The organism is Mesorhizobium sp. WSM4845 (assembly GCF_055811455.1).
Map to the genome: position 1 here is coordinate 107,783 of NZ_JBVVQA010000017.1, position 22,411 is coordinate 130,193.

20 protein-coding genes are annotated in these 22,411 nt (G+C 64.2%); 15 read left to right on the forward strand and 5 right to left on the reverse strand.

Features of this window, described 5'->3' with window-relative positions; all coding sequences use genetic code 11:
• Positions 1–63: 63 nt before the first annotated feature.
• Entirely contained in the window at positions 64–885 is an 822-nt protein-coding gene (locus tag AC0L2C_RS20085) for an SDR family NAD(P)-dependent oxidoreductase (RefSeq protein WP_473524228.1), read from the forward strand.
• 60 nt (positions 886–945) lie between these two features.
• The gene (locus tag AC0L2C_RS20090) at positions 946–2,040 is read left to right on the forward strand and encodes an alkene reductase (protein ID WP_128248343.1); all 1,095 of its coding nucleotides are present in this window, start codon (positions 946–948) and stop codon (positions 2,038–2,040) included.
• A gap of 545 nt (positions 2,041–2,585) precedes the next feature.
• On the opposite strand, the gene AC0L2C_RS20095 is transcribed toward AC0L2C_RS20090, so the two are convergent.
• Positions 2,586–3,005, reverse strand: coding sequence for a hypothetical protein (locus tag AC0L2C_RS20095; protein ID WP_128248344.1), 420 nt, complete (start codon positions 3,003–3,005; stop codon positions 2,586–2,588).
• 427 nt (positions 3,006–3,432) lie between these two features.
• Complete coding sequence (locus AC0L2C_RS20100) at positions 3,433–3,792, reverse strand: winged helix-turn-helix transcriptional regulator (protein WP_023802257.1); 360 nt, start codon at positions 3,790–3,792, stop codon at positions 3,433–3,435.
• A 106-nt stretch (positions 3,793–3,898) separates the two neighbouring features.
• Between AC0L2C_RS20100 and AC0L2C_RS20105 the strand changes: the two genes are divergently transcribed.
• The 5 genes from AC0L2C_RS20105 (at position 3,899) to AC0L2C_RS20125 (ending at position 8,939) form a co-directional block, all read left to right on the forward strand.
• Positions 3,899–4,603 carry a glutathione S-transferase family protein gene (locus AC0L2C_RS20105; RefSeq protein WP_023802258.1) on the forward strand — a complete coding sequence of 235 codons (705 nt, stop codon included), beginning with the start codon at positions 3,899–3,901 and terminating at the stop codon, positions 4,601–4,603.
• A 170-nt stretch (positions 4,604–4,773) separates the two neighbouring features.
• Positions 4,774–5,601, forward strand: coding sequence for a DUF2189 domain-containing protein (locus AC0L2C_RS20110; RefSeq protein ID WP_128248347.1), 828 nt, complete (start codon positions 4,774–4,776; stop codon positions 5,599–5,601).
• Positions 5,602–6,006: 405 nt separating this feature from the next.
• Positions 6,007–6,867, forward strand: coding sequence for a TIGR01459 family HAD-type hydrolase (locus AC0L2C_RS20115; protein WP_023802261.1), 861 nt, complete (start codon positions 6,007–6,009; stop codon positions 6,865–6,867).
• A gap of 43 nt (positions 6,868–6,910) precedes the next feature.
• Positions 6,911–7,894, forward strand: a complete 984-nt coding sequence (locus AC0L2C_RS20120) for a bifunctional riboflavin kinase/FAD synthetase (protein WP_023802262.1) — start codon at positions 6,911–6,913, stop codon at positions 7,892–7,894.
• 232 nt (positions 7,895–8,126) lie between these two features.
• Positions 8,127–8,939, forward strand: coding sequence for a MipA/OmpV family protein (locus AC0L2C_RS20125; protein ID WP_287174742.1), 813 nt, complete (start codon positions 8,127–8,129; stop codon positions 8,937–8,939).
• Positions 8,940–8,974: 35 nt separating this feature from the next.
• Here the strand turns inward: AC0L2C_RS20125 and AC0L2C_RS20130 are convergent, their stop codons facing one another.
• Together AC0L2C_RS20130 and AC0L2C_RS20135 are read right to left on the reverse strand one after the other, a co-directional pair.
• A complete protein-coding gene (locus AC0L2C_RS20130) occupies positions 8,975–9,325 on the reverse strand; it encodes an antitoxin Xre/MbcA/ParS toxin-binding domain-containing protein (protein WP_051407930.1) in 351 nt (116 codons plus the stop codon).
• Positions 9,306–9,491, reverse strand: a complete 186-nt coding sequence (locus AC0L2C_RS20135; RefSeq protein WP_023802265.1) for a hypothetical protein — start codon at positions 9,489–9,491, stop codon at positions 9,306–9,308. The genes AC0L2C_RS20130 and AC0L2C_RS20135 overlap by 20 nt, the downstream gene beginning before the upstream one ends.
• Before the next feature lie 55 nt (positions 9,492–9,546).
• Here AC0L2C_RS20135 and ileS point away from each other — a divergent pair, with 55 nt between their 5' ends.
• Both ileS and AC0L2C_RS20145 read left to right on the forward strand, forming a co-directional pair.
• Positions 9,547–12,534, forward strand: coding sequence for an isoleucine--tRNA ligase (gene ileS / locus AC0L2C_RS20140; protein WP_473524229.1), 2,988 nt, complete (start codon positions 9,547–9,549; stop codon positions 12,532–12,534).
• Between the two features lie 191 nt (positions 12,535–12,725).
• On the forward strand, positions 12,726–13,400 hold the full coding sequence (locus AC0L2C_RS20145) for a hypothetical protein (RefSeq protein ID WP_091590895.1): 675 nt from the start codon (positions 12,726–12,728) through the stop codon (positions 13,398–13,400).
• A gap of 28 nt (positions 13,401–13,428) precedes the next feature.
• On the opposite strand, the gene AC0L2C_RS20150 is transcribed toward AC0L2C_RS20145, so the two are convergent.
• On the reverse strand, positions 13,429–13,881 hold the full coding sequence (locus AC0L2C_RS20150) for a nucleoside deaminase (RefSeq protein ID WP_091590719.1): 453 nt from the start codon (positions 13,879–13,881) through the stop codon (positions 13,429–13,431).
• Between the two features lie 176 nt (positions 13,882–14,057).
• Here AC0L2C_RS20150 and AC0L2C_RS20155 point away from each other — a divergent pair, with 176 nt between their 5' ends.
• The 6 genes from AC0L2C_RS20155 to AC0L2C_RS20180 all read left to right on the forward strand — a co-directional run bounded on the left by AC0L2C_RS20155 (position 14,058) and on the right by AC0L2C_RS20180 (position 22,337).
• Entirely contained in the window at positions 14,058–16,157 is a 2,100-nt protein-coding gene (locus AC0L2C_RS20155; protein WP_473524230.1) for a pseudouridine synthase, read from the forward strand.
• Entirely contained in the window at positions 16,138–16,692 is a 555-nt protein-coding gene (rsmD, locus tag AC0L2C_RS20160; RefSeq protein WP_473524231.1) for a 16S rRNA (guanine(966)-N(2))-methyltransferase RsmD, read from the forward strand. Before AC0L2C_RS20155 ends, rsmD begins: the two co-directional genes overlap by 20 nt.
• A gap of 300 nt (positions 16,693–16,992) precedes the next feature.
• Positions 16,993–18,357: a M16 family metallopeptidase gene (locus AC0L2C_RS20165; RefSeq protein WP_473524232.1), complete on the forward strand. Its 1,365-nt coding sequence runs from the start codon at positions 16,993–16,995 to the stop codon at positions 18,355–18,357.
• A 282-nt stretch (positions 18,358–18,639) separates the two neighbouring features.
• Positions 18,640–19,863: an IS4 family transposase gene (locus tag AC0L2C_RS20170; protein WP_473524233.1), complete on the forward strand. Its 1,224-nt coding sequence runs from the start codon at positions 18,640–18,642 to the stop codon at positions 19,861–19,863.
• A gap of 238 nt (positions 19,864–20,101) precedes the next feature.
• Complete coding sequence (locus AC0L2C_RS20175; RefSeq protein WP_473524234.1) at positions 20,102–21,415, forward strand: M16 family metallopeptidase; 1,314 nt, start codon at positions 20,102–20,104, stop codon at positions 21,413–21,415.
• A gap of 37 nt (positions 21,416–21,452) precedes the next feature.
• Positions 21,453–22,337 carry a patatin-like phospholipase family protein gene (locus tag AC0L2C_RS20180; RefSeq protein WP_473524235.1) on the forward strand — a complete coding sequence of 295 codons (885 nt, stop codon included), beginning with the start codon at positions 21,453–21,455 and terminating at the stop codon, positions 22,335–22,337.
• Positions 22,338–22,411: the final 74 nt, after the last annotated feature.

Consider the following 22,411-nt stretch of genomic DNA (forward strand, 5'->3'; position numbering starts at 1 on the left):
CCGCCGGCGCCGTTGACATTTACATGATGGGTATCATATTTACCTGCATTCATGATGATCGTCATGAATATAGAGTCCATCAGCGAAAAGAGCAATGCCATGACCGTTCCGTCAGTCCTCATAACCGGCGCCTCCACCGGCATCGGAGCCGCCTATGCCGAGCGCTTTGCGCGCCGCGGGCACGACCTCGTGCTGGTTGCCCGTGACAAGGCACGAATGGAGGCCTTGGCGGCCCGTCTAAGTCAGGAAAACGGCGTGGCGATCGATATCATCCAGGCGGATCTTACGCAGCCTGCCGAGCTTGCAGCGGTGGAGACGAGGCTGCGCGAGGACGCCAGCATCGGAATTCTCCTCAACAATGCCGGAACGGCCATCGGCGGAAGTTTTATCGAGCAGAGCACCGATGACGTAGCGCGGCTGGTTGCGCTCAATACGACCGCGCTTCTGCGGCTTGCCAGCGCCATTGCCCCGCGTCTTGCGGCGGCCGGCGAAGGTGCGATCGTCAACATCGGCTCCGTGGTCGGCCTGGCGCCGGAGTTCGGCATGACGGTCTACGGCGCAACAAAAGCCTTCGTGCTGTTTTTGTCGCAGGGACTCAGCCTCGAGCTCGCGCCGAAGGGTGTCTACGTCCAGGCCGTGCTTCCCGCCACGACGCGAACGGAGATCTGGGGACATGTCGGCGCCGACGTCAACACGCTTTCCAACGTGATGGAGGTCGACGATCTGGTGGATGCGGCGCTGGTCGGCTTCGACCGCCGCGAGCTGGTGACCATCCCGCCGCTACCTGATGCCGGGCAGTGGGACGCGCTTCAGGCCGCACGCCAGGCCATGCTTCCGAACTATCGGAACGAACATCCCGCCGAGCGGTACCGCACGGTCGCCTGAGCACCAACGATCCCGTTTCGATAGACGACCCGCCGCGGCGGGGACAAACAAAGGTGACCTATGACAAGCACAACGCTGTTTGAGCCCTATACTCTCGGCTCGCTGACCCTCTCCAATCGTATCGTCATGGCGCCGCTGACGCGCAATCGCGCTGGCCCGGGCTTCGTTCCAGGCGATCTCGCCGCGCAGTACTACGGCCAGCGCGCGTCGGCCGGCCTGCTGATTTCCGAGGCCACGCAGATCTCGCAGCAGGGACAGGGCTACCAGGACACGCCCGGCATCTACACCCAGGCGCAGATCGGCGGCTGGCGCAAGGTCACGACCGCCGTGCACGCCAAGGGCGGGCGGATTTTCCTGCAGCTCTGGCATGTCGGTCGCGTCTCGCACGTCGATCTGCAGGAGAACGGCGCCGCCCCCGTCGCGCCCTCGGCGATCCGGGCCGCGACCAAGACCTTCGTCGGCAACGGCTTTGTCGACGTTTCGGAGCCCCGCGCACTCGAACTGGATGAATTGCCGGGCATCGTGGAGGATTTCCGCAAAGCAGCTGCGAACGCCATCGAGGCCGGCTTCGATGGCGTCGAGATTCACGGCGCCAACGGCTATCTGCTGGACCAATTCGCCAAGGACGGCGCGAACCTCCGCACGGATGCTTATGGCGGATCGGTCGAGAACCGCGCCCGGCTGATGCTGGAGGTTGCGACTGCGGTGGTCGAGGAGATCGGCGCTGAGCGCACCGGCATCCGGATTTCGCCCATCTCGCCCGCCAACGGCGTCTCGAGCAGCGCTCCCCAGGCGCAGTTTGACTATATCGTCGATCAACTCGATGCTTTGGGCATCGTCTACATCCATGTCGTCGAGGGCGCCACGGGCGGATCGCGCGATGTCGCGCCGTTCGACTTCGGATCACTCCGCCGGCGCTTCAACAACACCTATATCGCCAATAACGGCTATGACCTTGAGCTCGCGGGGTCGCGGCTCGCCGAGGGCAAGGCGGATCTGTTCGCCTTCGGGCGCCCGTTCATCGCCAATCCCGACCTTGTGGAACGGCTGCAGACGCGCGCGCCGCTGGCCGTGTTCGATCAGGCGACGCTCTATGGCGGCGGCTCCGCCGGCTATACCGACTATCCCGCGATCGCCGCTTCAAGCCAGCCATGAGCCATCAGGGTGCCGCGCCCGCGCGGCCATCCCACGTCGATAGCAGCGCCGCCGCCTTCGCCGGTGGGCAGCACGGTGGCGGCAAGGCGGCCTGCCTGACATAAACGCGATCCTGGCTGGCAAATAGATCGGGCGTGGATTGTTCCAGGCCCGATCGAGATCAGCGCTCGGGCAGTTCAGGCCCTCGGTATCCCCGGCAGGGGGGCGACCAGCTCGTCGTCCTCCCCGTCTGCCTCCTCGAACAGACCGGCCCCGTCAGCATCCGTTTCCCGCGGCCGCGTCGAGACCAGATCCTTCAGAGAGCCACCGGCGCCGGCGATGCCAGCTTCCTTCAGGAGCGCGTCGATCAGAGACTTGTTGCCGGTGAACTTCAGCAGAGCGACGAGAGACTTTCGACATCTGAAGAGTCGAACTTTTTGGCCAAGGTAACAGCGGATGAGGGCACATGCCGCCTTGGGGCAGCTCAGCCATCAAGCCCTGTGACCTCAGCATCGGCTCAAAACCTCTTCAGCGCCAGAAGCCGCCAATCCGCTACCAGGCACCGCTCACCCCGGAGAGTAACCGTTCATGGCGTGCTCCTGTCTAGAGGCCGAAAGCTTCCAGTGAGAACTCGCCACTGCTTTCGTCTGCATCTTTGTCGGAGCGCATTCCTTAATTGATCTCTGTTTGGCATTCTTGTCCTTCGCGATAGCGATGATCACCTTTACCCATCCGTCGCAGTGATCGAGCGCCCACCTGAGGTTTTCCATCAACTCGTAATGGCCACGACTGGTTTTGCTATCAGTCCAAATAGGCCCGCGTTCATAAACAAGACGACCGTCTGGCGATTTTTTGAACTCGTCCTGCCAAAGGGTAACCGCAACGGTCTTGGTCCCCTCATTTCGAGCCGACCAACTCCACTGCACGTTAACCGGAGCTGTACCGAAATGCGCAAAGGCCGCAGTGTGCGTGTATTTCTTCGGCATGTGTCTCTCCCACCGTCGTCGCGAGGTAAGCACCATCGCTCAGGCCCCACAAGCCCCCAGTCGACAGCCCACCAGGTATTGCGACAGGAAGCATGCCAAGCACCTGCGGTCGGTTGTCGCCGAGCAATACCGCGGCATCTATAGCGTCGTATGGCGATGCCGGTTGGTCCAATCGCGGTCCGGTGGCCGGTTTCCGAGGTTCGCGCCGAGGTGAAGCAATGGGCGGACACATCGGAGGATAGGGGCTTCTGCGAATGGCCGCTTCAACCAAATGCCCACCCCATAGCGTCGGTCGGCATTCGGCCCATTGCGGACACCACTCGACTGGTCGTCTCCGGCGCTCCCTCCGGTATCCGGCCCGGACGGCAGATCCCACCCAAAGCGGTTGTCGAGCCTCGGGAAGCAATCGCCAAATTTCCCCCACTGCTTACTCCGCCGCCACCAGCCTTGGCGCCGATGAGACCCGGCCGGCCCGATCGTCCTCGGTATCTTCCCACCAGTCGCCCAAGGCGTCGATGAGCGGCACAAGCTTGAGACCCGCTGCCGTGAGATCATAGTCGACGCGTAGCGGATAGCCGGCATGCGCCGTTCGCCGCACGATCCCGGCTTCCTCCAGCTTGCGCAGTTCCAGCGCCAGAATGCGGTGCGACACGGTCGGGTTGTCACGCCTCAGGTCGCTGAAGCGCTTGGTCCCGTCCTTCAGATAGTAGAGCAGCAAGGTCGGCCAGCGACCGCTGAGCACACGCATGGCCTCTTCGATCGGGCAGCTTGAGACGACATCTTTCATGGCGGATCCTGGTTACAAAATAGTGCGTAATTTACATGGGGCGACCAGCGTTTAGGGTCAAGCTTCGCTGCGCAGCGTGATCCCTGAACATGGAAGAGACAAAGAAATGGAACCTATCCTCCTTTACGGCGTCCCGGCGGGAAGTTCGATGGGGCTCGTCGCTGCTTTTGAACGCCTCGGACAGCCCTACCGCCTGTGCCGCGTCGACATGCTCACCGAAATGAAGAACGACGCCTATGCCCGCATCAACGGCCGTCAGGAAACGCCGGTGATGATCACCGACGAAGGCAGAGTGCTCACCGAGACCATGGCGATTGCCGCTTGGCTCGAAGCCCGCGACACGCAACGTCGCATCAGCTTCGACCCGCGCTCGCCGGAAGCCGACCGGATGCATCAGCTGATGGCTTTCGTGAACACCGGTTTCACCGCCGCTTTCACCCCGCTCTGGGCAGCCTATGAAATGGAATCGGCCGAACCGGCCCTGCTGGCGACCTTGCGTGACTTCGGCCGCCAGGCCGTTGCCGAACGCCACGACCGGCTTGAGGCGATGATCGGCGACACCGACTTTCTGGTCGGCGACCGCCTGACGTTGGCCGATACCACGTTGATCGGCGTGGCACGTTGGGCGGAGTTCCACCAGGCGGTCGACGGCGCCGCCTATCCCAGGCTGGCAGCGCTGCGCCGTCGGATCGAAAGCAATCCGGACGTGCGATACGCGCAGGCCATCGAGGACGGCGAAACGCCGGCGGGTTCGGGTGCCTGCCTTGGCCACGTTCCGCTGGCCGAGGTGATTGAACGATTTGGTGTCTAGCACACGCCAGCGGCGCGGCACGAACACGGCCTGTACCGCGCCGCGCATGCTCAATCCCACCCGATTCGCGACAAGCACATCGAATTCGGCTATCATGCCATCGCTCTTGAAGTGGCAGCTACGGGCGGCCATCCTGGCGGTGGCCGCCCCCTGAATACGGGAGAATGGGTATGGCCAGCTTTCATGTCATGTCGGACGCGCGTGGGATGCACCTGCAGCCCAGGGTGCGCCGCATCACCACGGCGGACCTGATCGATGTGCTGCGGCTCGGCGTCGAGGATTTTTGGGCAAAGCCATCGCATTACGTCTTCCTGTGCCTGATCTATCCGGTGGTCGGATTGATCCTGGCGCAGTGGACGACATCCGGCGCCTACGCCATCCAGCTGCTTTACCCGCTGATGTCCGGCTTCGCCCTGCTTGGACCGTTCGCCGCGATCGGCCTCTACGAGATCAGCCGCCGCCGCGAGCTCGGCATGGACACGTCCTGGTGGCACGCGCTCGAGGTGCGCCACTCGCCGGCGCTGCCGGCGATCGCGGTCATCGGCATCATGCTGGTGGCACTGTTCCTGCTCTGGCTGTTCACCGCGCAATCGATCTACTCCAGCCTGTTCGGCGCTCAGCCGCCGGCCTCGATCGGTGGCTTTGTGCGCGAGGTGCTGACAACGCCCAAAGGCTGGACGCTGATCCTGCTCGGCAATGCGGCCGGCTTCGTCTTCGCCGCGATCGTGCTGGCGACGACCGTCGTCGCTTTCCCGCTGCTGCTCGACCGTGATGTCGGCGCGGTCTCGGCGATCGAGACCTCGGCACGGGCCGTGATGACAAACCCGCTGCAGATGGCGCTGTGGGGCCTGATGGTCGCCGTGCTGCTGGTCATCGGCTCGATCCCGCTGTTTGCCGGGCTCGCCGTCGTCATGCCCGTGCTTGGCCATGCAACGTGGCATCTCTATCGCAGGCTGGTCGAACCGGAGCGGGCGCAGCCGGACCGGCGGCCGATGTAGGCTGGAGCGGCGTTAACAGCCGAAGAATGCAGCGGCCCAAACAAAGCTGTTCGGTCGCTATCCTTCCGCGCCCCCTCTGGCCTGCCCCCTTGCCACAACTTGGCATCTCCCCACGAGGGGGAGATCGGCAGCTTCTGCGCCTCGCCTCTTCTGCGGCGTTGCCGGCATTGCTGCGCGCGGCTGGACCGCCCGCCGAAGCCTTCAGAATGGGGAAGTCTCGGCAAGAGCGGCTTGCGCGCTTGCCTTCGTCAGTGCCAAGGCAATCCTGAAACCAGGGCAATCCTGAAAAATGTGAAAGCTGGTGACAGGGTCAAGTGCTTCGGTTAATGCGAACCTGCCGCGGTGGACCCTGCCGCGGCGGACGTCGGCGGCGACGCTCGCAACCATCATGATTTGGGAAACGATATGGCGGACTCGCCCGATATCATCGGCTCGCTCGCGGATTTGTCGGGAGCCTATTGTGCCATCCTGTGCGACGTCTGGGGTGTGGTCCACAATGGCGAACGGCATTTTCCGGCCGCGGCTCTGGCGCTGGGCACCGCGCGCGAGGCGAAGATACCTGTCGTGCTGATCACCAATTCGCCGCGGCGCAGCGCCGATGTGGTGGCGCAGATGAATGCGATCGGCGTTCCCTCTGCGGCCTATGACCGCGTCGTCACCTCCGGTGACGTGACCCGCGACCTGATCATGGAGGGGCCGCGAAAGATCTTCCACATTGGCGCCGATCGCGATTTCACGCTCTATGACGGGCTTGATGTCGAGCTGGTCGAGGAGTTCGAGGCGTCCGGCGTGGTCTGCACCGGGCTGTTCGACGACGAGGTCGAGAAGCCGGAGGACTACGCCGATCTTCTGCGGCGGCTGCGCGCCAGGAACCTGCCCTTCATCTGCGCCAATCCCGATATCGTGGTCGAGCGCGGCGAGCGGATGATCTGGTGCGCCGGGGCCTTGGCCCGCGACTATGCCCAGCTCGGCGGGCGCACGCTGATCGCCGGAAAACCTTATGCCCCGGTCTATGACGTCGCGATGAAGGAAATCGCCGACCTGCTCGGCCGCCCGGTCGAGCGCTCGGACGTGCTGGCTATCGGCGACGGCATGATGACCGACATCAAGGGCGCTGCCGACAATGGCTTCGACGTGCTCTACGTGTCGGGCGGCATCCATGCCCGCGACTACGGCGATCCGCTACAACCGGATCCGGCCAGGCTGATCGCCTTTCTGGAAAGGCATGGCTACCGGCCGGTCGCGGTCATTCCGAGACTGCAGTAGGCTCGCTCGATGACGGAAGCCTCGAAATGACGCAAGCCCCGAAATGACGGAAGCCTTCGAACGCGTTTCTGCCATCTCGCCGCTGCCGGCCCATTTGCGGGGTGGCGTGGTGGCGATCGGCAATTTCGACGGCGTCCACCGCGGCCACCAGGCCGTGCTCGAGCGCGCGCTGGCCGAGGCCCGCCGGCGCGGTGCGCCGGCGCTGGTGCTGACCTTCGAGCCGCATCCGAGAAAGGTGTTCCGGCCCGAGATTCCGCTGTTCGTGCTGACACCGCCGCCGATGAAGGCACGGCTGCTGTCGCATCTGGGCTTTGCCGCACTCGTCGAGCAGCCGTTCACGCGCGCCTTCGCCGCACTGTCGGCGGAAGCGTTCGTGACCGACGTGCTCGACAGCAATCTCGGCATCATTCACGCCGTGACCGGCTTCGACTTCCACTTCGGCAAGGACAGGCAAGGCGGCCCGGCCTATCTGATGGCGGCCGGCGAACGCCACGGCTTCGGCGTCACCCTGGTTGACGCCTTTCGCGACGAAGGCGCCGAAGTGGTGTCGTCGAGCCGAATCCGCGCGCTGCTGTGCGAAGGCGCGGTGGCCGAGGCCGCCGGCCTGCTCGGCTACCGCTTCACGGTCGAGAGCGAGGTGATCGGCGGCCAGCAGCTTGGCCGGACGCTCGGCTTTCCAACCGCCAATATGAGGCTTTCGCCGGAAGCCACTCTGAAGGAAGGGATTTATGCCGTCCGCTTCCGCCGCGCCGACGGTACGCTTCATGATGGCGTCGCCAGCTTTGGCCGCCGCCCGACCGTCGACGACAACGGCGCGCCGCTTCTGGAAACCTTCGTCTTCGACTTCTCCGGCGATCTCTACGGCGAGCTATGCGCGGTGTCCTTCTTCGGTTTCCTGCGCGCCGAGGTGAAGTTCGACGGGCTCGACGCGCTGGTCGCGCAGATGAAACGCGACGAGGCCGAGGCGAGGGCGCTGCTTGCCGGCGTCAGCCCGCTGTCCGAGCTCGACACGGCCATTGCTTTTTGAGCGAATTCGCCAGGCCGATCGCAGCGTCGCCTGACATTTGTCGTCACTTGACGTCTTGCCAATTTGGCGGGTATCGCCCGGGGGTCATGCCCGTCCAGCGAGCAGCTTGCGCTGGATGCACGCCAAAAAAGTGAGTCAGCGTGTCGAGTTTAAATCAAAGTTTACTGAACCGGCGCCATGGCTCTTTGCAGGCAGGTTGTTCCCGCCGGTGTTTCGCGCGTATGGAGTGACGATGCGTTCTATCAAGGTATATCAGGTGGTCTTGGCCACCTTCCTGCTGGGCGCGCCCGGTGCCGCCGAAGCCGCCGATGGCGCCTTGGGCCGGCTGTCCGGCGACTGGTATCTGACAGTCGGCGCCACCGGCCTGGTCGCCCCCGATTTCGAAGGCAGCAAGAACTATATACTCAGCGCCCAGCCGATCATCTCGCTCGGCAAGGTCGGTCCTGCGGCCCGCTTCACCTCGCGCAACGACAACATCTCGCTGGGGTTGATCGACGAAGGCGGCTTCCGCGCCGGCCTGGCCGGAAAAATCCTGTTTTCGCGCGATGGCGACGACGCCGACGAACTGAGAGGCCTCGACCCGGTGCGCTGGGGCGGCGAGGCCGGCGGCTTCTTCGAATTCTATCCTTTGGACTGGTTGCGCGCCCGCGCCGAATTGCGGCACGGCATTCGCGCCCATAACGGCTTCGTCGCCGACATCGCCGCCGACGCATTCCACGATGTGACGCCGGAGGTCAGGATCTCGGGCGGGCCGCGCGTTTCGTTCGCCTCGTCGGATTATTTCGACGCCTATTACGGCGTCGACGCCGGGGAAGCCATAGCGTCGGGCCTCAGCCGGTACCGACCGGACGGTGGCGTGAAGTCGGCGGGCCTCGGCGGCGCGGTGACGTGGAAAGTGACCGAGCCGATGACGGCCAGCCTGTTCGCCGAATATTCGCGGCTGATGGGCCCGGCGGCCGATTCCAGCCTGGTCAAGGAGCGCGGCTCAAGGGATCAGTTCACGATCGGCGTGTCGACGACCTATCGCTTCGATTTCTCGATGTGATGTCGCAGGTTGTGTATTGCGCGCAGCCGCATGGCTCAGGCGACTATGCCGTAGGCGATGCGGTTGAGTTCGTCTTCCACAAGCGTGGCACCTGCTTCCGATTGCAGGAGATCGATGGGCACTTGGTTGAGCACCCGACTTGGCTTGCGCAGCCACCTCTGCGCCTTTTCATGGTTGCCGAAAACGCGATCCGCCATCGCTGAAATGCGTTCAAGTCGCAGAGCGCGGCCGGACTCGGCAATCGTCAGGGTCACATTTCGTTCCTTCCGGTGCGCTAAACTGTGAAATACAACCGTAGATGTTGGTCTTCCAATACCATCTGCCGACAAACATAGGCGCAATTGGTAAACGCTCCTAGGGTAAGCATCAGAGTTCGGGCTTTTCAATGGGGCCGGCCTCGTCTAAAAGCCCGGTCATGACGCAGTTTCCTCGCGCGCTCGCGATTGCGATGCGAATTACAAGCCCGGTGTTCCGGGCGGCCTGAGCGCCGCCGGAGCCGCCGGGAATTTTGCGCGCGGCCTCTCGCGCTTTTTCCAGATCATGATAGTTCAACGCCCGGGCTCTTTTGCCGGGCAATGCATATGGCAGACCAATGACCGATACGCCGATGACCGACACTGTTGAAACGATCGACTATTCCAAGACGCTTTATCTGCCGCAGACGGATTTTCCGATGCGCGCCGGCTTGCCCGAGAAGGAGCCGCTGCTGGTCAAGCGCTGGCAGGAGATGGAGCTTTACCGCAAGCTGCGCGAAAACGCCGCCGGCCGCGAAAAATACGTGCTGCATGACGGCCCGCCCTACGCCAACGGCAACATCCATATCGGCCATGCGCTGAACAAGATCCTCAAGGACGTCATCACCCGCTCGTTCCAGATGCGCGGCTACGACTCGAACTACGTGCCCGGCTGGGATTGCCACGGCCTGCCGATCGAATGGAAGATCGAGGAGCAATACCGCGCCAAGGGCAAGAACAAGGACGAGGTCCCGGTCAACGAGTTCCGCAAGGAATGCCGCGAGTTCGCCGCGCACTGGATCAAGGTGCAGGGCGCAGAGTTCCAGAGGCTCGGCGTCGTCGGCGACTTCGACAATCCCTATACGACCATGGCGTTCCATGCCGAGGCGCGCATCGCCGGCGAGCTGTTGAAATTCGCCATGTCGGGCCAGCTGTATCGCGGCTCGAAGCCGGTGATGTGGAGCGTGGTCGAGCGCACCGCACTGGCCGAGGCCGAGGTCGAATACCAGGACCATGAGAGCGACACGATCTGGGCGAAGTTTCCGGTCGTCAGCCTTGCCCGGCAAGTCACCGACGTCATCGATGGACAACTCGCAAAGCTGGATCCGAAGCTGACGCAGACATCACTGGACTTGCTGGAGGCCGATGTCGTTATCTGGACGACCACGCCATGGACCATCCCCGGCAACCGTGCCGTGAACTATTCGCCACGCATCAACTATGGCCTCTACGAGGTCACTGCGGCCGAGAATGCTTTCGGCCCGCAGCCTGGCGAAAGGCTGATCTTTGCCGAAGCACTGGCGGAAGAGGCTGCGACCAAAGCCAAGGTGACGATGGACCGCCTCCGTAGCATTTCGGCCGAAGAGCTTGGAAGCCTTACGCTTTCTCATCCCTTCAAAGGTTTGAATGGCGGCTATGAATTCGACGTCCCAATGCTCGCCGGCGAGCATGTCACCGACGAAGCCGGTACCGGTTTCGTCCACACGGCGCCGGGCCATGGCCGCGAGGATTTTGACGCCTGGATGGACGCTGCGTCAGATCTTCGCCAGCGCGGCATCGACACAGCGATCCCGTTCACCGTCGACGATGCCGGCTTCTTCACCAAGGATGCGCCAGGCTTTGGCGCGGACCGCGAGGGCGGTGCGGCGCGCGTCATCGACGACAACGGCAAGAAGGGCAATGCCAACCAGGCGGTCATCGACGAGCTGATCAAGCGCAGTGCGCTGTTCGCGCGCGGGCGGCTGAAGCATTCCTATCCGCATTCGTGGCGGTCGAAGAAGCCGATCATCTTCCGCAACACGCCGCAATGGTTCGTCTTTATGGACAAGGAGCTCGGCGACGGCACGACACTGCGCAGCCGTGCCCTGGAGGCGATCGACGACACCCGCTTCGTGCCGGCCGCCGGCCAGAATCGCATCCGCGCCATGATCGAGGAGCGCCCCGATTGGGTGCTGTCGCGCCAGCGCGCCTGGGGGGTGCCGATCGCCGTCTTCGCCGATGCCGACGGCAATGTGTTGAACGACGAGGCGGTCAACCAGCGCATCATCGACGCCTTCGAGAAGGAAGGCGCGGACGCCTGGTTTGCGGCCGGCGCCAAGGAGCGTTTCCTCGGCAATCACGACGCCTCGAAATGGCAGCAGGTTATGGACATCCTCGACGTCTGGTTCGATTCCGGCTCGACCCATGTCTTCACCCTGGAGGATCGTCCGGATCTGAAATGGCCGGCCGACGTCTATCTCGAAGGTTCCGACCAGCATCGCGGCTGGTTCCACTCCTCGCTGCTCGAAAGCTGCGGCACCAGGGGCAGGGCGCCTTACGACACCGTCGTCACCCATGGTTTCACCATGGACGAGGAGGGGCGGAAAATGTCGAAGTCGCTCGGCAATACTGTCGTGCCGCAAGACGTCATCAAACAGTCGGGCGCCGATATCCTGCGGCTATGGGTAGTGACCACCGACTACTGGGAAGACCAGCGGCTCGGCAAGAACGTGCTGCAGACCAACATCGACGCCTACCGCAAGCTGCGCAACACCATCCGCTGGATGCTGGGCACGCTTGCCCATGACGATGGCGAGGACGTGCCGCTGGACAAGATGCCGGAGCTGGAGCGGCTGATGCTGCACCGGCTTTCCGAACTCGATGAAGTCGTGCGGGCGGGCTACGACGCCTTCGAGTTCAAGCGCATCACCCGCACGCTGCTCGACTTCATGGTGGTCGAGCTGTCGGCCTTCTATTTCGACATCCGCAAGGACGCGCTCTACTGCGAGGCGCCGTCCAGCGTGAAGCGCAAGGCGTCCGTGCAGGTGGTGCGCCATCTGTTCGACTGCCTGGTGAAATGGCTGGCGCCGATGCTGCCCTTCACCATGGAGGAGGCCTGGCTCGACCGTCATCCGGACGCCGTCTCGGTGCATCTCGACCAGTTTCCGCAAATCCCCGTCGGCTGGAAGAACGAGGCGCTGGCGGAAAAATGGCGCAAGGTGCGGCAGGTCCGCCGCGTCGTCACCGGCGCGCTGGAAATCGCGCGCGCCCAGAAGGTCATCGGCTCGTCTCTGGAAGCGGTGCCGGTCGTCACGCTCGATGATGCGGCGCTCGAAGCGGCGATATCGGATGTCGACATGGCCGAAATGGCGATCACCAGCGATCTGGTCATTGCGCATGGCAACGCGCCTTCCGGCGCCTTCACTCTGGACGACGTCAAGGGCGTCGCTGTGGTGGTCGAGAAGGCCGAGGACCGCGGCCTGCTCAAATGCGCGCGTTCATGGCGCTACACGGCCGATGTCGGGCAGGACAAGCAATTCCCCGACGTTTCGGCGCGGGACGCGGCGGTGCTGCATGAATTGAAGGCGCTTGGTCGTATATAAGGCGGTGCACAAATGCCACGGCGGGCGGCTGATCGGCCTCGGCTCGTTGCCCTTAACGAGTGGTTGAGATAAACACGCGAAACTCCGGACGACAAATTGTCGCCGGATTTCCGTCGGAAGAGCATAGGCGATGGGGACCGGACCTTTGGCCGGCGGCGATCGAGAGGCTGTCTAGAGTGGGACTTTTTGGCATGACCGAAAGAACTTGCGCGCGCGTTGCGCTGCTGGCGCCGCTTGTCGTATCCGGCTTGGCCCTGTCCGGCTGTATGGGCTCGCCGACCTACGGGACCGACAAGACCGCCTCCGCCCAGCTTGCCGGCGATCTCACCAGCGCTTTTTCAGTCATGCCGAAGAACAAGCAACGGATCGACTACAAGCCGCGCCCCGAACTGGTGAAGCCGGCGCCGGGACAGAAGCAACTGCCGCCGCCGCAGGACAGCGCCACGGCAAGCGCCGATTGGCCGGAATCGCCCGAGCAGCGCCGCGCTCGCCTGCGCGCCGAGGCCACGCTCAACCAGGACGATCCGTCCTACCAGGCGCAGATCGTCGATGACATCCAGACGGATCCGGTCGCGATCAAGTCTGCGATGAAGGACTCGGGTTCCAGTCATCCGCCGGCCTGGAAGCCGGCGGATTCGGACAAGGGCCGCGCCGCCGAAGTCAAGCGCCGCCTTGCCGAACAAAAGCAGGGCGACCCGAACACCCGCCGATATCTGAGCGAGCCGCCGGTGCAGTATCGCGCCGCTTCCGCCACCGCGCCGGTCGATGACCTCGGCGAGGACGAGTACAAGAAAGCACGCCGCCTCAAGCGGGAAGCGGCCGCCAAGAACAAGAGCGGCGGCATGTTCGACTGGCTGCCGTGGTAAGCTGCCGGCGCTAAGAAATCCTGCGACGTTAGGGTTCGCGTCGCTCCCTGAAAAAATCCTTCAGCAGCAGGGCTGCGTCGCTCTCGGCCATGCCTGGATAGATGTCCGGTGCATGGTGGCAGGTCGGTGAGGCGAAGAAGCGCACGCCGTTGACCACAGCGCCGCCCTTCTCGTCGGCGGCGCCGAAATAAAGCCGGCGCAGCCTGGCGAAGGAAATGGCGCCGGCGCACATGGCGCAGGGCTCCAGCGTCACATAGAGATCGTGGCCGGTGAGCCGCTCGCTCGACAGCTTGCGGCAGGCTTCGCGGATCGCCAGCATCTCGGCATGGGCGGTAGGGTCGGCAAGCTCGCGGGTGCGGTTGCCGGCACTGGCAACGACCGTATCGCCGCTGGCGATGACCGCGCCGACCGGCACTTCGCCGCGCAGGGCGGCGGCTTCGGCCTCCTTCAGTGCCAGCGCCATGAAATCCGGCCGCTTCAAGCGGTTTCCATTCCGATTATCTCCTCGCTACTCCGGCGTGATCCTGTTATCTAGCGCATGATCCCGAAAACCGGAATCGGTTTTCAGAAGGGATCATGCACCAAATCAAAGTCCTACAGCGTCCTTTGCGCGTCCGTACGGACGCGCGGCGCTGTAGTGCAAACGAGCAAAGCTACATGGACGACAAAAACAAGAAATTCCCGCGCCAAAAGGGTCCGGGCAAGAACGGCTCGAAACCATCGGGCCCGCGTGGTCGCGATGTCGCTGCCGGCAAGAGCGGCAAGCCGTCCTTCGGCGCGAAAAAACCTTACGCGCCGCGCGGCGACCGCCCGCCGGCAGCTGACGGCGAGCGGCCGAAGCGCGACTTCAAAAGCGGCGACCGGCCGTTCAGCAAGGGGCCGCGCCCTGAAGGCAAGCCTTACGAGAAGCGCGAGGGGCCGCGCAAGCCATACGCCCCGCGTGGCGACCGCCCGCTGGCGGCTGACAGCGAGCGGCCGAAGCGCGATTTCAAGGCTGGCGACCGGCCGTTCAGCAAGGGGCCGCGTCCGGAAGGCAAGCCTTACGAGAAGCGCGAAGGGCCGCGAAAACCGTACGCGCCGCGCGGCGACCGGCCAATGGCGGCTGACGGCGAGCGGCCGAAGCGCGACTTTAACAGTGGCGACCGGCCGTTCAGCAAGGGGCCGCGTCCGGAAGGCAAGCCTTATGAAAAGCGCGAGGGGCCGCGCAAGCCATACGCGCCGCGCGGCGACCGGCCGGCGGCTGCCGAAGGCGAGCGCAGCAAAAGGCGCTTCGACCGTCCCAAGGGAGACTTCAGCGATCGCCCAAAACGCGACTTCGGCGATCGGCCCAAGCGCGATTTTGCCGGTGATCGGCCCCAAGGGGCATCGGGCGGCGTCAAACCGCGCCCGCGTCCCGCCGAAGCGACGGAAGAGGCTGGTGAGCGCATTGCCAAGCGGCTGGCCCGCGCCGGTCTTGCCTCGCGTCGCGATGCCGAGGAGCTGATCGCGGCCGGCCGCGTCAAGGTCAATGGAAGGGTGCTGTCCTCGCCGGCCTTCAATGTGATGCCTGGCGACATCATCCATCTCGACGGCATGGAGATCCCGCCGATCGAGCGCACCCGGCTGTTCCTATTCCACAAGCCGGCCGGCGTCGTCACCACCAATCGTGATCCCGAGGGCCGCAAGACCGTCTTCGACGTGCTGCCGGCCGACCTGCCGCGGCTGATGACCATCGGCCGGCTCGATATCAACACCGAAGGCCTGCTGCTGCTCACCAATGACGGCGGGCTGGCGCGCGTGCTCGAACTGCCGGCGACCGGCTGGCTCAGGCGCTACCGCGTGCGCGTCCACGGCAAGGTCGAGGAAAGTGCGCTCGCCGGCTTGCGCGAAGGCATCGCCGTCGACGGCGTCTTCTATGGCGCCATCGAGGCGACGCTTGACCGCGAGCAAGGCACCAACGCCTGGTTGACGCTCGGCCTGCGCGAAGGCAAGAACCGCGAGGTCAGGAACATACTGGGCTCGCTCGGCCTTGACGTGACGCGACTGATCCGCATTTCCTACGGACCGTTCCAGCTCGACGACCTGCCCGAGGGCCATGTGCTGGAGATCAAGGGCCGGGTGCTGCGCGACCAACTCGGCGAACGCCTGGTCGAGGAGTCCGGCGCCAATTTCGACGCTGACATCACCAAGCCGTTTTCCAACAGGCCAGTGCGGCGCGAAGCGGCGCGTGAAGAGGAACCTGAGCGTCCGAAATTCACCCGCGACGGCGAACGCCGTCCGATCGGCGAAGGCGGATTGATCAAGAACCGCAAGCGCCGCGAAGGCAGCCGCGACGAGGCGCTGGGCAAGCTGTCGACAAGTCCCGGCAGAAGCTTCGGGACGGAAAAGAGCTTTGCCGATCGCGGCCCCAAATCTGAACGCAGCGGGCCGGGCGGCTTCGGCGGCAAACCGGGCGGCGGGAAAAAGTCCGAACGCGAGCAGCGCCCGATCGAGCCGCCGGGCCAGCGCAAGGCCAATGTCTGGATGGCGCCCGGCGCGCGGCCGATCGGCAAGGGCAGGGCGGACGCCGATGCCGCCAGGGCGGCCGAAGCCAAGGAACGCAAGGCCTCGTTCAAGCCGTCTTATGGCAAGCCCGCCCATGGAGGGGGAAAACCCGGAGGCGCAAAGCCGTTCGGCAAGCCGCGTGGCGAACGCCCAAATGATGGCGGCAAAGGCGGCGACCGGCCGCGCAGCGGCCCCAAGGGATCCAGGGGAGGCAATGCGGATCGTCGGCGGTGAGTTTCGCGGGCGTCCGCTGGCGACGCCCCGCTCAAGCGCCATCCGCCCGACCACCGACCGCACCCGCGAGGCTGTCTTCAACGTGCTGGCGCATCGTTTCCCCGACAGGCTGGTCGGCGCGCGGGTGCTCGACCTGTTCGCCGGCACCGGCGCGTTCGGCCTCGAGGCGCTGTCGCGCGGCGCATCTTATGGCGTCTTCATCGAAGAATCGGCGGAAGGGCGCGGCCTGATCCGCACCAATGTCGAGGCCTTCGGCCTCACCGGGCGTACCAAGATATTCCGTCGCGACGCTACGGCTCTGGGCGAGGCGGGCACGATGGCCGCGTTCGGCCTGGTGTTCGCCGACCCGCCCTATGGCAAGGGCCTGGGTGAGCGTGCCTTGCGCTCGGCCAAGGCCGGCGGCTGGCTCGTCCCCGGCGCGCTCTGCGTCGTCGAGGAGGCGGCTGCGGCGCCGTTCGAGGCAGGGCCGAGCTTTTCGGTTGTCGACGAGCGCAGCTATGGCGAGACGGTTATCCGCTTTATCGAGGTTGGATGAGCGCCGTCTTCCCTTCTCCCCTTGTGGGAGAAGGTGGCCGAGCGAAGCTCGGTCGGATGAGGGGTGTTCCAGGGAACGCTACGTTTAGATTTTAACATGTTGAAATCGTTAAAGTTTTCATGCCGCACTCCGTCCAGCACCCCTCATCCGTCTCGGCGCTGCGCGCCGATCCACCTTCTCCCACAAGGGGGCCCACAAGGGGAGAAGGTTGGCGCAGCGCCTTCAAAATGACGAACAAATCAATTTGCCTGTGGCAACACCCCCGCCTATCGTCCCACCCCATGACAACCGGAGTCGTTGATGACATCTCAGGCTGATTGGCTGCGCGGTACGCTTTTTGCGCTGGCTCTTGTGATGACCGGGCCGGTTCTGGCCGACAACAAGCCGGACGACGGCAAGGTGACGAGTTTCCTGCTCGACAACGGCATGGAGGTCGTTGTCATCCCCGATCGCCGCGCGCCGATCGTCACTCATATGGTGTGGTACAAGATCGGCAGCGCGGATGAGCCGCCGGGCAAGTCCGGCATCGCCCATTTCTTCGAGCATCTGATGTTCAAGGCGACGACCAACCATGCGGCCGGCGCGTTCGACCGCGCCGTCTCCGCCATCGGCGGTTCGAACAACGCTTTCACCTCCTATGACTACACCGCCTTTTACGAGACGGTGGTGCCGCAGGCGCTCGAGCAGATGATGGATTTCGAGGCCGATCGCATGCGCAACCTCATCCTCAACGACGACGTCATCGCCACCGAGCGCGACGTCATCGTCGAGGAACGCCGCTCGCGCATCGACAGCAATCCGCAGGCAGTGCTCGGCGAGGAGGTCGACGCCACGCTCTGGCAGAACCAACCCTATCGCATTCCGGTGATCGGCTGGATGCAGGAGATGGAAAAGCTGAACCGCGCCGACGCCAAGGCTTTCTACGACAAATATTATACGCCCAACAACGCCGTGCTGGTGGTGGCCGGCGATGTCGAGCCGCAGGTGGTCAAGGCGCTGGCCGAAAAGACCTATGGCAAGGTCGCGCGTGGTCCAGACCTGCCGCCGCGCATCCGTCCGGTCGAACCCGAACAGAACACCAGGCGCACGGTGACGCACGCTGACGCGCGTGTCAGCGTGCCGAATTTTTCGACGCAATGGGTGGTTCCCTCCTATCACACTGCGAAGCCGGGCGAAGCGGAAGCGCTGGACCTGCTGGCAGAGATCCTCGGCGGCGGCAGCCGCAGCCGGCTGTACCAGCAGCTTGTCGTCAAGCAAGGCATTGCCGCCGAGGCCGGCGCCTTTTTCCAGGGCACCATGCTCGATGCCACCAACTTCACCGTCTATGGCGCGCCGCGCGGCGACGCCAAGCTGGCCGATGTCCAGGCGGCGGTCGAGGCCGAGGTCGCCCGCATCGCCAGCGAGGGCGTCACATCGGGCGAGCTGGAGAAGGCCAAGGATCGTTTCGTCCGCTCGATGATCTTTGCCCGCGACAAGCAGGATTCGATGGCCAACATCTACGGCGCGACGCTCGCCACCGGCGGCAACGTCAGGGATGTCGAGGAATGGCCGGGCCGCATCCGCAAGGTCACCGCCGACGAAGTCAGGCAGGTTGCGGCGCGCTATCTCAATCTCAACCATTCGACATCAGGCTATCTCTTGCCGCAGACACAGGCAGGGAATTGATCGATGAAGAGCTTGAGCGTTTGCGCTGCCCCTCACCTGCCTGCCGGCATCCTCTCCCCGTATAGTGACCTATCGCATTCACACATCTCGGTTGCGCTTTGCGGCGAAGCTCGATTCTATTTCGGTCGGAAAGACGAAGGAGGTTTGGATGACCGGCATCGAGTACGGGCTGGGGCGATTTGGCGATCGCCGCCTGGAAAAAGGGGGGCCTGCTTGCATGCCGCGCTGGTTGCGCGGCCTGGATCGTGTATCCGCCGGCTTGGCGGCAGTCGGGCGGGCGAGATGCAGTTCACGCGATTTCTGCGCAACCGCTCGGTGAGCGCTGCGGAGATGTCGCGGCATGCCGGCGAACAGACCGGGCGGCGCGCGGTTGGTCGCCATGTCGTTGCCGTGCAAGACAGCTCGGAATTGGCGCTGGGTTCTCGGCGGGCGCGGGCAGGCTACGGTCCCGTCGGCAATGGCAATACAGCAGGTCTGATGCTGCACCCTATGCTGGCGGTAGAGGCCGGCACGGGAGCGCTGCTGGGCCTGGTCTCTATGCGGGTCTGGAACCGCGACGCAGAAGAACTGGCGCCGCGGCGCCAGCGGGCGACGATCAACAAGGAATCGCAGCGCTGGATCGATGCCACCAAGCAGGCCGGCGCGGTTCTGGAAGGGGCGGCCAGCATCACCATGGTGTCGGATCGCGAGAGCGACTTTTATGAACTCTTCGCCGAACGCCCGCACAATGTCGACCTGATCGTGCGGGCCTGCCAGAACCGGCGCATCGAGACCGCGCAAGAAGAGCCAGGCTTGCTGTTCGCCTTCATCGACGCTCGACCCGAACAAAGCCGCTTTGATGTGACCATTCCTGCCGCCCCCGGACGGCGCGCACGAGATGCCAAACTGGCGGTGCGCTTTGCACCGGTGACGGTGCGGCGCCCACTCAACGGAGCCGATCCGGCGTTGCCCAAGACGGTCGGTTTGACACTGGTCGATGTTCGCGAGGTGTCGAAGCCGAAAGACGGCAGCGAACCGGTGCATTGGCGCTTGCTGACCACCCACAGTGTCGCCACCCTGGCCCAGACACGCCGTGTCGTCGACCTTTACCGCTCGCGCTGGGTCATCGAGGAATTCTTCCGCACCCTCAAGACAGCAGGCTTCGACATCGAGGCGGCCGACATCGGCGACCCGCCTGCCATGATCAACTTCGCCGCCGCGGCCACGATCGCCGCCGTCACCATCAAGCAACTCGTGCAGGCCCGCGACGGCAACACCGATCAGAGGCTCAGCGATGCTTTCGATCCCGACGACCGTCCCATTCTCGAAGCCGTCTCTGCCAAGCTTGAAGGCAAGACCGAGCGACAACGCAATCCCCATCCCAAAGGATCTCTGGCCTTCGCAGCCTGGGTCATCGCTCGCCTCGGCGGCTGGACCGGCTACTACGGCAAGCCAGGCCCCAAGGTCATGCGCATCGGCCTCGCAGAGTTCCACGCCATCAAGTACGGAGCCACGCTCGATGTATGAATCCGATAGGTATAGTGACGGGGAGAGGGGCGCTGTCATCGACGGTTTCGCCAATCACCAGCGTTCGGAAGAAGGGCGCGGGCATTGCGGCCAGCCCCTTCTCCCCGTCACTATACGGGGAGAAGTGCCCGGCAGGGCGATGAGGGGCGGCGCTGACTCCGACAGCTATTCGTCTCGAAGATCAGTCGGAAGCTACCCTTTATCCGAAGCGATTGCGCTGAAGCGCGTTGCCACCCAATTGGTTACCCTGCTCCTCTCCCTCGTCTTCCTCGTCCTGCCGGCGCTTTCCGCTCGTGCGGCCATGAGCATCCAGGAGGTGACGTCGTCAAAGGGCATCACCGCCTGGCTGGTGGAGGACTATTCCGTACCGCTCGTCGCCATCCGCTTTGCCTTCGACGGCGGCACGACGCAGGATCCCGCTGGAAAGGTGGGCCTTGCCAATCTGATGAGCGGCCTGTTCGACGAGGGCGCCGGCAATCTCGACAGCGAGGCCTTCCAGATCAAGCTCGACGACGTCGGCGCCGAGATGAGCTTCGAAGCGGCGCGCGACGGCATCTATGGCTCGATGCGCATGCTTGCCGAGCAGCGCGACGCGGCGTTCGACCTGTTGCGGCTGGCGGTCACAGAGCCGCGTTTCGACCAGGCGCCAATCGACCGCATTCGCGCGCAAGTGCTGTCCGGCATCATCGCCAACGAGCTTGACCCGGACACGCTCGCCCAGCGCAAATGGCTGGAGGCACTATACGGCGCCCATCCCTATGCGCGGCCCGAAGAGGGCACCAGGCAAAGCATCGCCACCATCGCGCCGGACGATCTCATCGCCTTTCACAAGGCGAATTTTGCTCGTGATGGCCTGCATGTGGCGGTGGTCGGCGCCATCGATGCCGAGACGTTGAAGAAAAAGCTCGATCTGGTCTTCGGCGGCCTGCCGCAACATCAGGCGCTTAGCGCGGTCGCCGATGTCGATCCGAAACTCAACCAGCAGCTCGAGGTCAATTACGACCAGCCCCAGACGTCGCTGCAACTCGCCTATCCCGGCGTCGAGCGGAGTGCGCCGGATTTCTTCGCCGCGGTTCTGATGAACGAGATCCTCGGCGGCAGCGCCTTCACCTCGCGGCTGTTCGAAGAGGTGCGTGAAAAACGCGGTCTTGCCTACAGCGTCAGTTCCGACCTGGTCGACCACCAGCACGCCAACGCCCTGGCCATCACCACGGCGACCCGCGCGGACCGGGCGGCCGAGACTTTGGCTGTCGTGCGCGAGGTGGTGAAGCGCATGGCCCAGGAAGGGCCGACCGAAGCGGAACTGGCGGCGACCAAGAAATACTTGATCGGCGCCTACGCCATCAACAATCTGAATTCCTCCGGCGCCATCGCCGCGACGCTGCTCGAGCTGCAGCTCGACAAGCTCGGCAGCGACTATATGCAGCGCCGCGCCCCCCTCATCAACGCGGTGACGCTGGATCAGGTCAAGGCGGCGGCGAAAAAGCTGCTTTCCGCCGAGCCGGCCGTCATGGTCGTCGGGCCGAAGCACGGCGAGGCCAAGGAGGAATGAGCCCAAATGGGGGGCAGGGCCAAATGAGGGGCAGGGGATGAGCCCGAGCTTCGGCATCGCCTTCGGCGGCGGCGGCGCGCGCGGGATGGCGCATATCCATGTCATCGAGGTGCTGGACGAGCTGGGTATAAGGCCGGTCGCGATATCAGGCTCATCAATCGGCGCCATCATGGGCGCCGGCATGGCTTCGGGCATGGCCGGCAGCGACATTCACCACTACATGCGCTCGATCCTCGGCCGCCGCGCTGAGGTGGCGGCGCGCATGTGGCGGGCGCGGCCAGGCACCTTTGCCGAGGCGCTGCAGGGCGGGCTGGGTGTCACCCAGTTCAATGTCGAGCGCATCCTCAAGGCATTCATGCCCGACGCCATACCCGAAAGCTTCGCCGAGCTGAAAATACCGTTGAAGGTGACGGCAACGGATTTCTTCGGCCATAAGCTCGCCGTGCTGCGCGACGGCGACCTGCATTCAGCGCTTGCCGCCTCTGCGGCTATTCCCGCGGTATTCCGCCCGGTGATGCGCGACGGCAGGCTGCTGATCGACGGCGGCATCTACAATCCGGTGCCGTTCGACCTGATCGAGGACGACGCCGACATCATCATCGCCGTCGACGTCGTCGGCGCGCCGGCCAAAGGCGGGCGCAAATACCCGACCTCCGTCGACCTGATGTTCGGCGCCACGCAATTGATGATGCAGTCGATCATCGCCGCCAAGCTGAGGCAATGCCAGCCGGACATATTGGTCAGGCCGGCGGTGTCGAAATACCGCGTGCTCGATTTCATGAAGATCGACGCCTTGATGGCCGAAACGGCTGATATCAAGGACGAGCTGAAGCGGGAGATCGAGAAGGCGGTGGAGGCGCGGGTCAAGGTCGACACGAGCAAGCGCCCCAAGCAGGTTGGGGGCGTGGCGCGGAAAGTCTGACGCTCGGTTGCCTCATCGAAACAAGCGCAAGCGCTGAACATTTGAAACGCACTGACTGCCAAGCCGGAACTGAT

What these genes read in the sequence shown, in the direction of transcription:
- AC0L2C_RS20100 (WP_023802257.1), bottom strand. Translation starts at nt 3,792, where the DNA reads ATGAAAGATGTCGTCTCAAGCTGCCCGATCGAAGAGGCCATGCGTGTG.
- AC0L2C_RS20155 (WP_473524230.1), top strand. Translation starts at nt 14,058, where the DNA reads ATGGACGACAAAAACAAGAAATTCCCGCGCCAAAAGGGTCCGGGCAAG.
- AC0L2C_RS20110 (WP_128248347.1), top strand. Translation starts at nt 4,774, where the DNA reads ATGGCCAGCTTTCATGTCATGTCGGACGCGCGTGGGATGCACCTGCAG.
- AC0L2C_RS20125 (WP_287174742.1), top strand. Translation starts at nt 8,127, where the DNA reads ATGCGTTCTATCAAGGTATATCAGGTGGTCTTGGCCACCTTCCTGCTG.
- AC0L2C_RS20090 (WP_128248343.1), top strand. Translation starts at nt 946, where the DNA reads ATGACAAGCACAACGCTGTTTGAGCCCTATACTCTCGGCTCGCTGACC.
- ileS (WP_473524229.1), top strand. Translation starts at nt 9,547, where the DNA reads ATGACCGACACTGTTGAAACGATCGACTATTCCAAGACGCTTTATCTG.
- AC0L2C_RS20105 (WP_023802258.1), top strand. Translation starts at nt 3,899, where the DNA reads ATGGAACCTATCCTCCTTTACGGCGTCCCGGCGGGAAGTTCGATGGGG.
- AC0L2C_RS20115 (WP_023802261.1), top strand. Translation starts at nt 6,007, where the DNA reads ATGGCGGACTCGCCCGATATCATCGGCTCGCTCGCGGATTTGTCGGGA.
- AC0L2C_RS20095 (WP_128248344.1), bottom strand. Translation starts at nt 3,005, where the DNA reads ATGCCGAAGAAATACACGCACACTGCGGCCTTTGCGCATTTCGGTACA.
- AC0L2C_RS20085 (WP_473524228.1), top strand. Translation starts at nt 64, where the DNA reads ATGAATATAGAGTCCATCAGCGAAAAGAGCAATGCCATGACCGTTCCG.
- AC0L2C_RS20145 (WP_091590895.1), top strand. Translation starts at nt 12,726, where the DNA reads ATGACCGAAAGAACTTGCGCGCGCGTTGCGCTGCTGGCGCCGCTTGTC.
- AC0L2C_RS20120 (WP_023802262.1), top strand. Translation starts at nt 6,911, where the DNA reads ATGACGGAAGCCTTCGAACGCGTTTCTGCCATCTCGCCGCTGCCGGCC.
- rsmD (WP_473524231.1), top strand. Translation starts at nt 16,138, where the DNA reads ATGCGGATCGTCGGCGGTGAGTTTCGCGGGCGTCCGCTGGCGACGCCC.
- AC0L2C_RS20180 (WP_473524235.1), top strand. Translation starts at nt 21,453, where the DNA reads ATGAGCCCGAGCTTCGGCATCGCCTTCGGCGGCGGCGGCGCGCGCGGG.
- AC0L2C_RS20170 (WP_473524233.1), top strand. Translation starts at nt 18,640, where the DNA reads ATGCAGTTCACGCGATTTCTGCGCAACCGCTCGGTGAGCGCTGCGGAG.
- AC0L2C_RS20165 (WP_473524232.1), top strand. Translation starts at nt 16,993, where the DNA reads ATGACATCTCAGGCTGATTGGCTGCGCGGTACGCTTTTTGCGCTGGCT.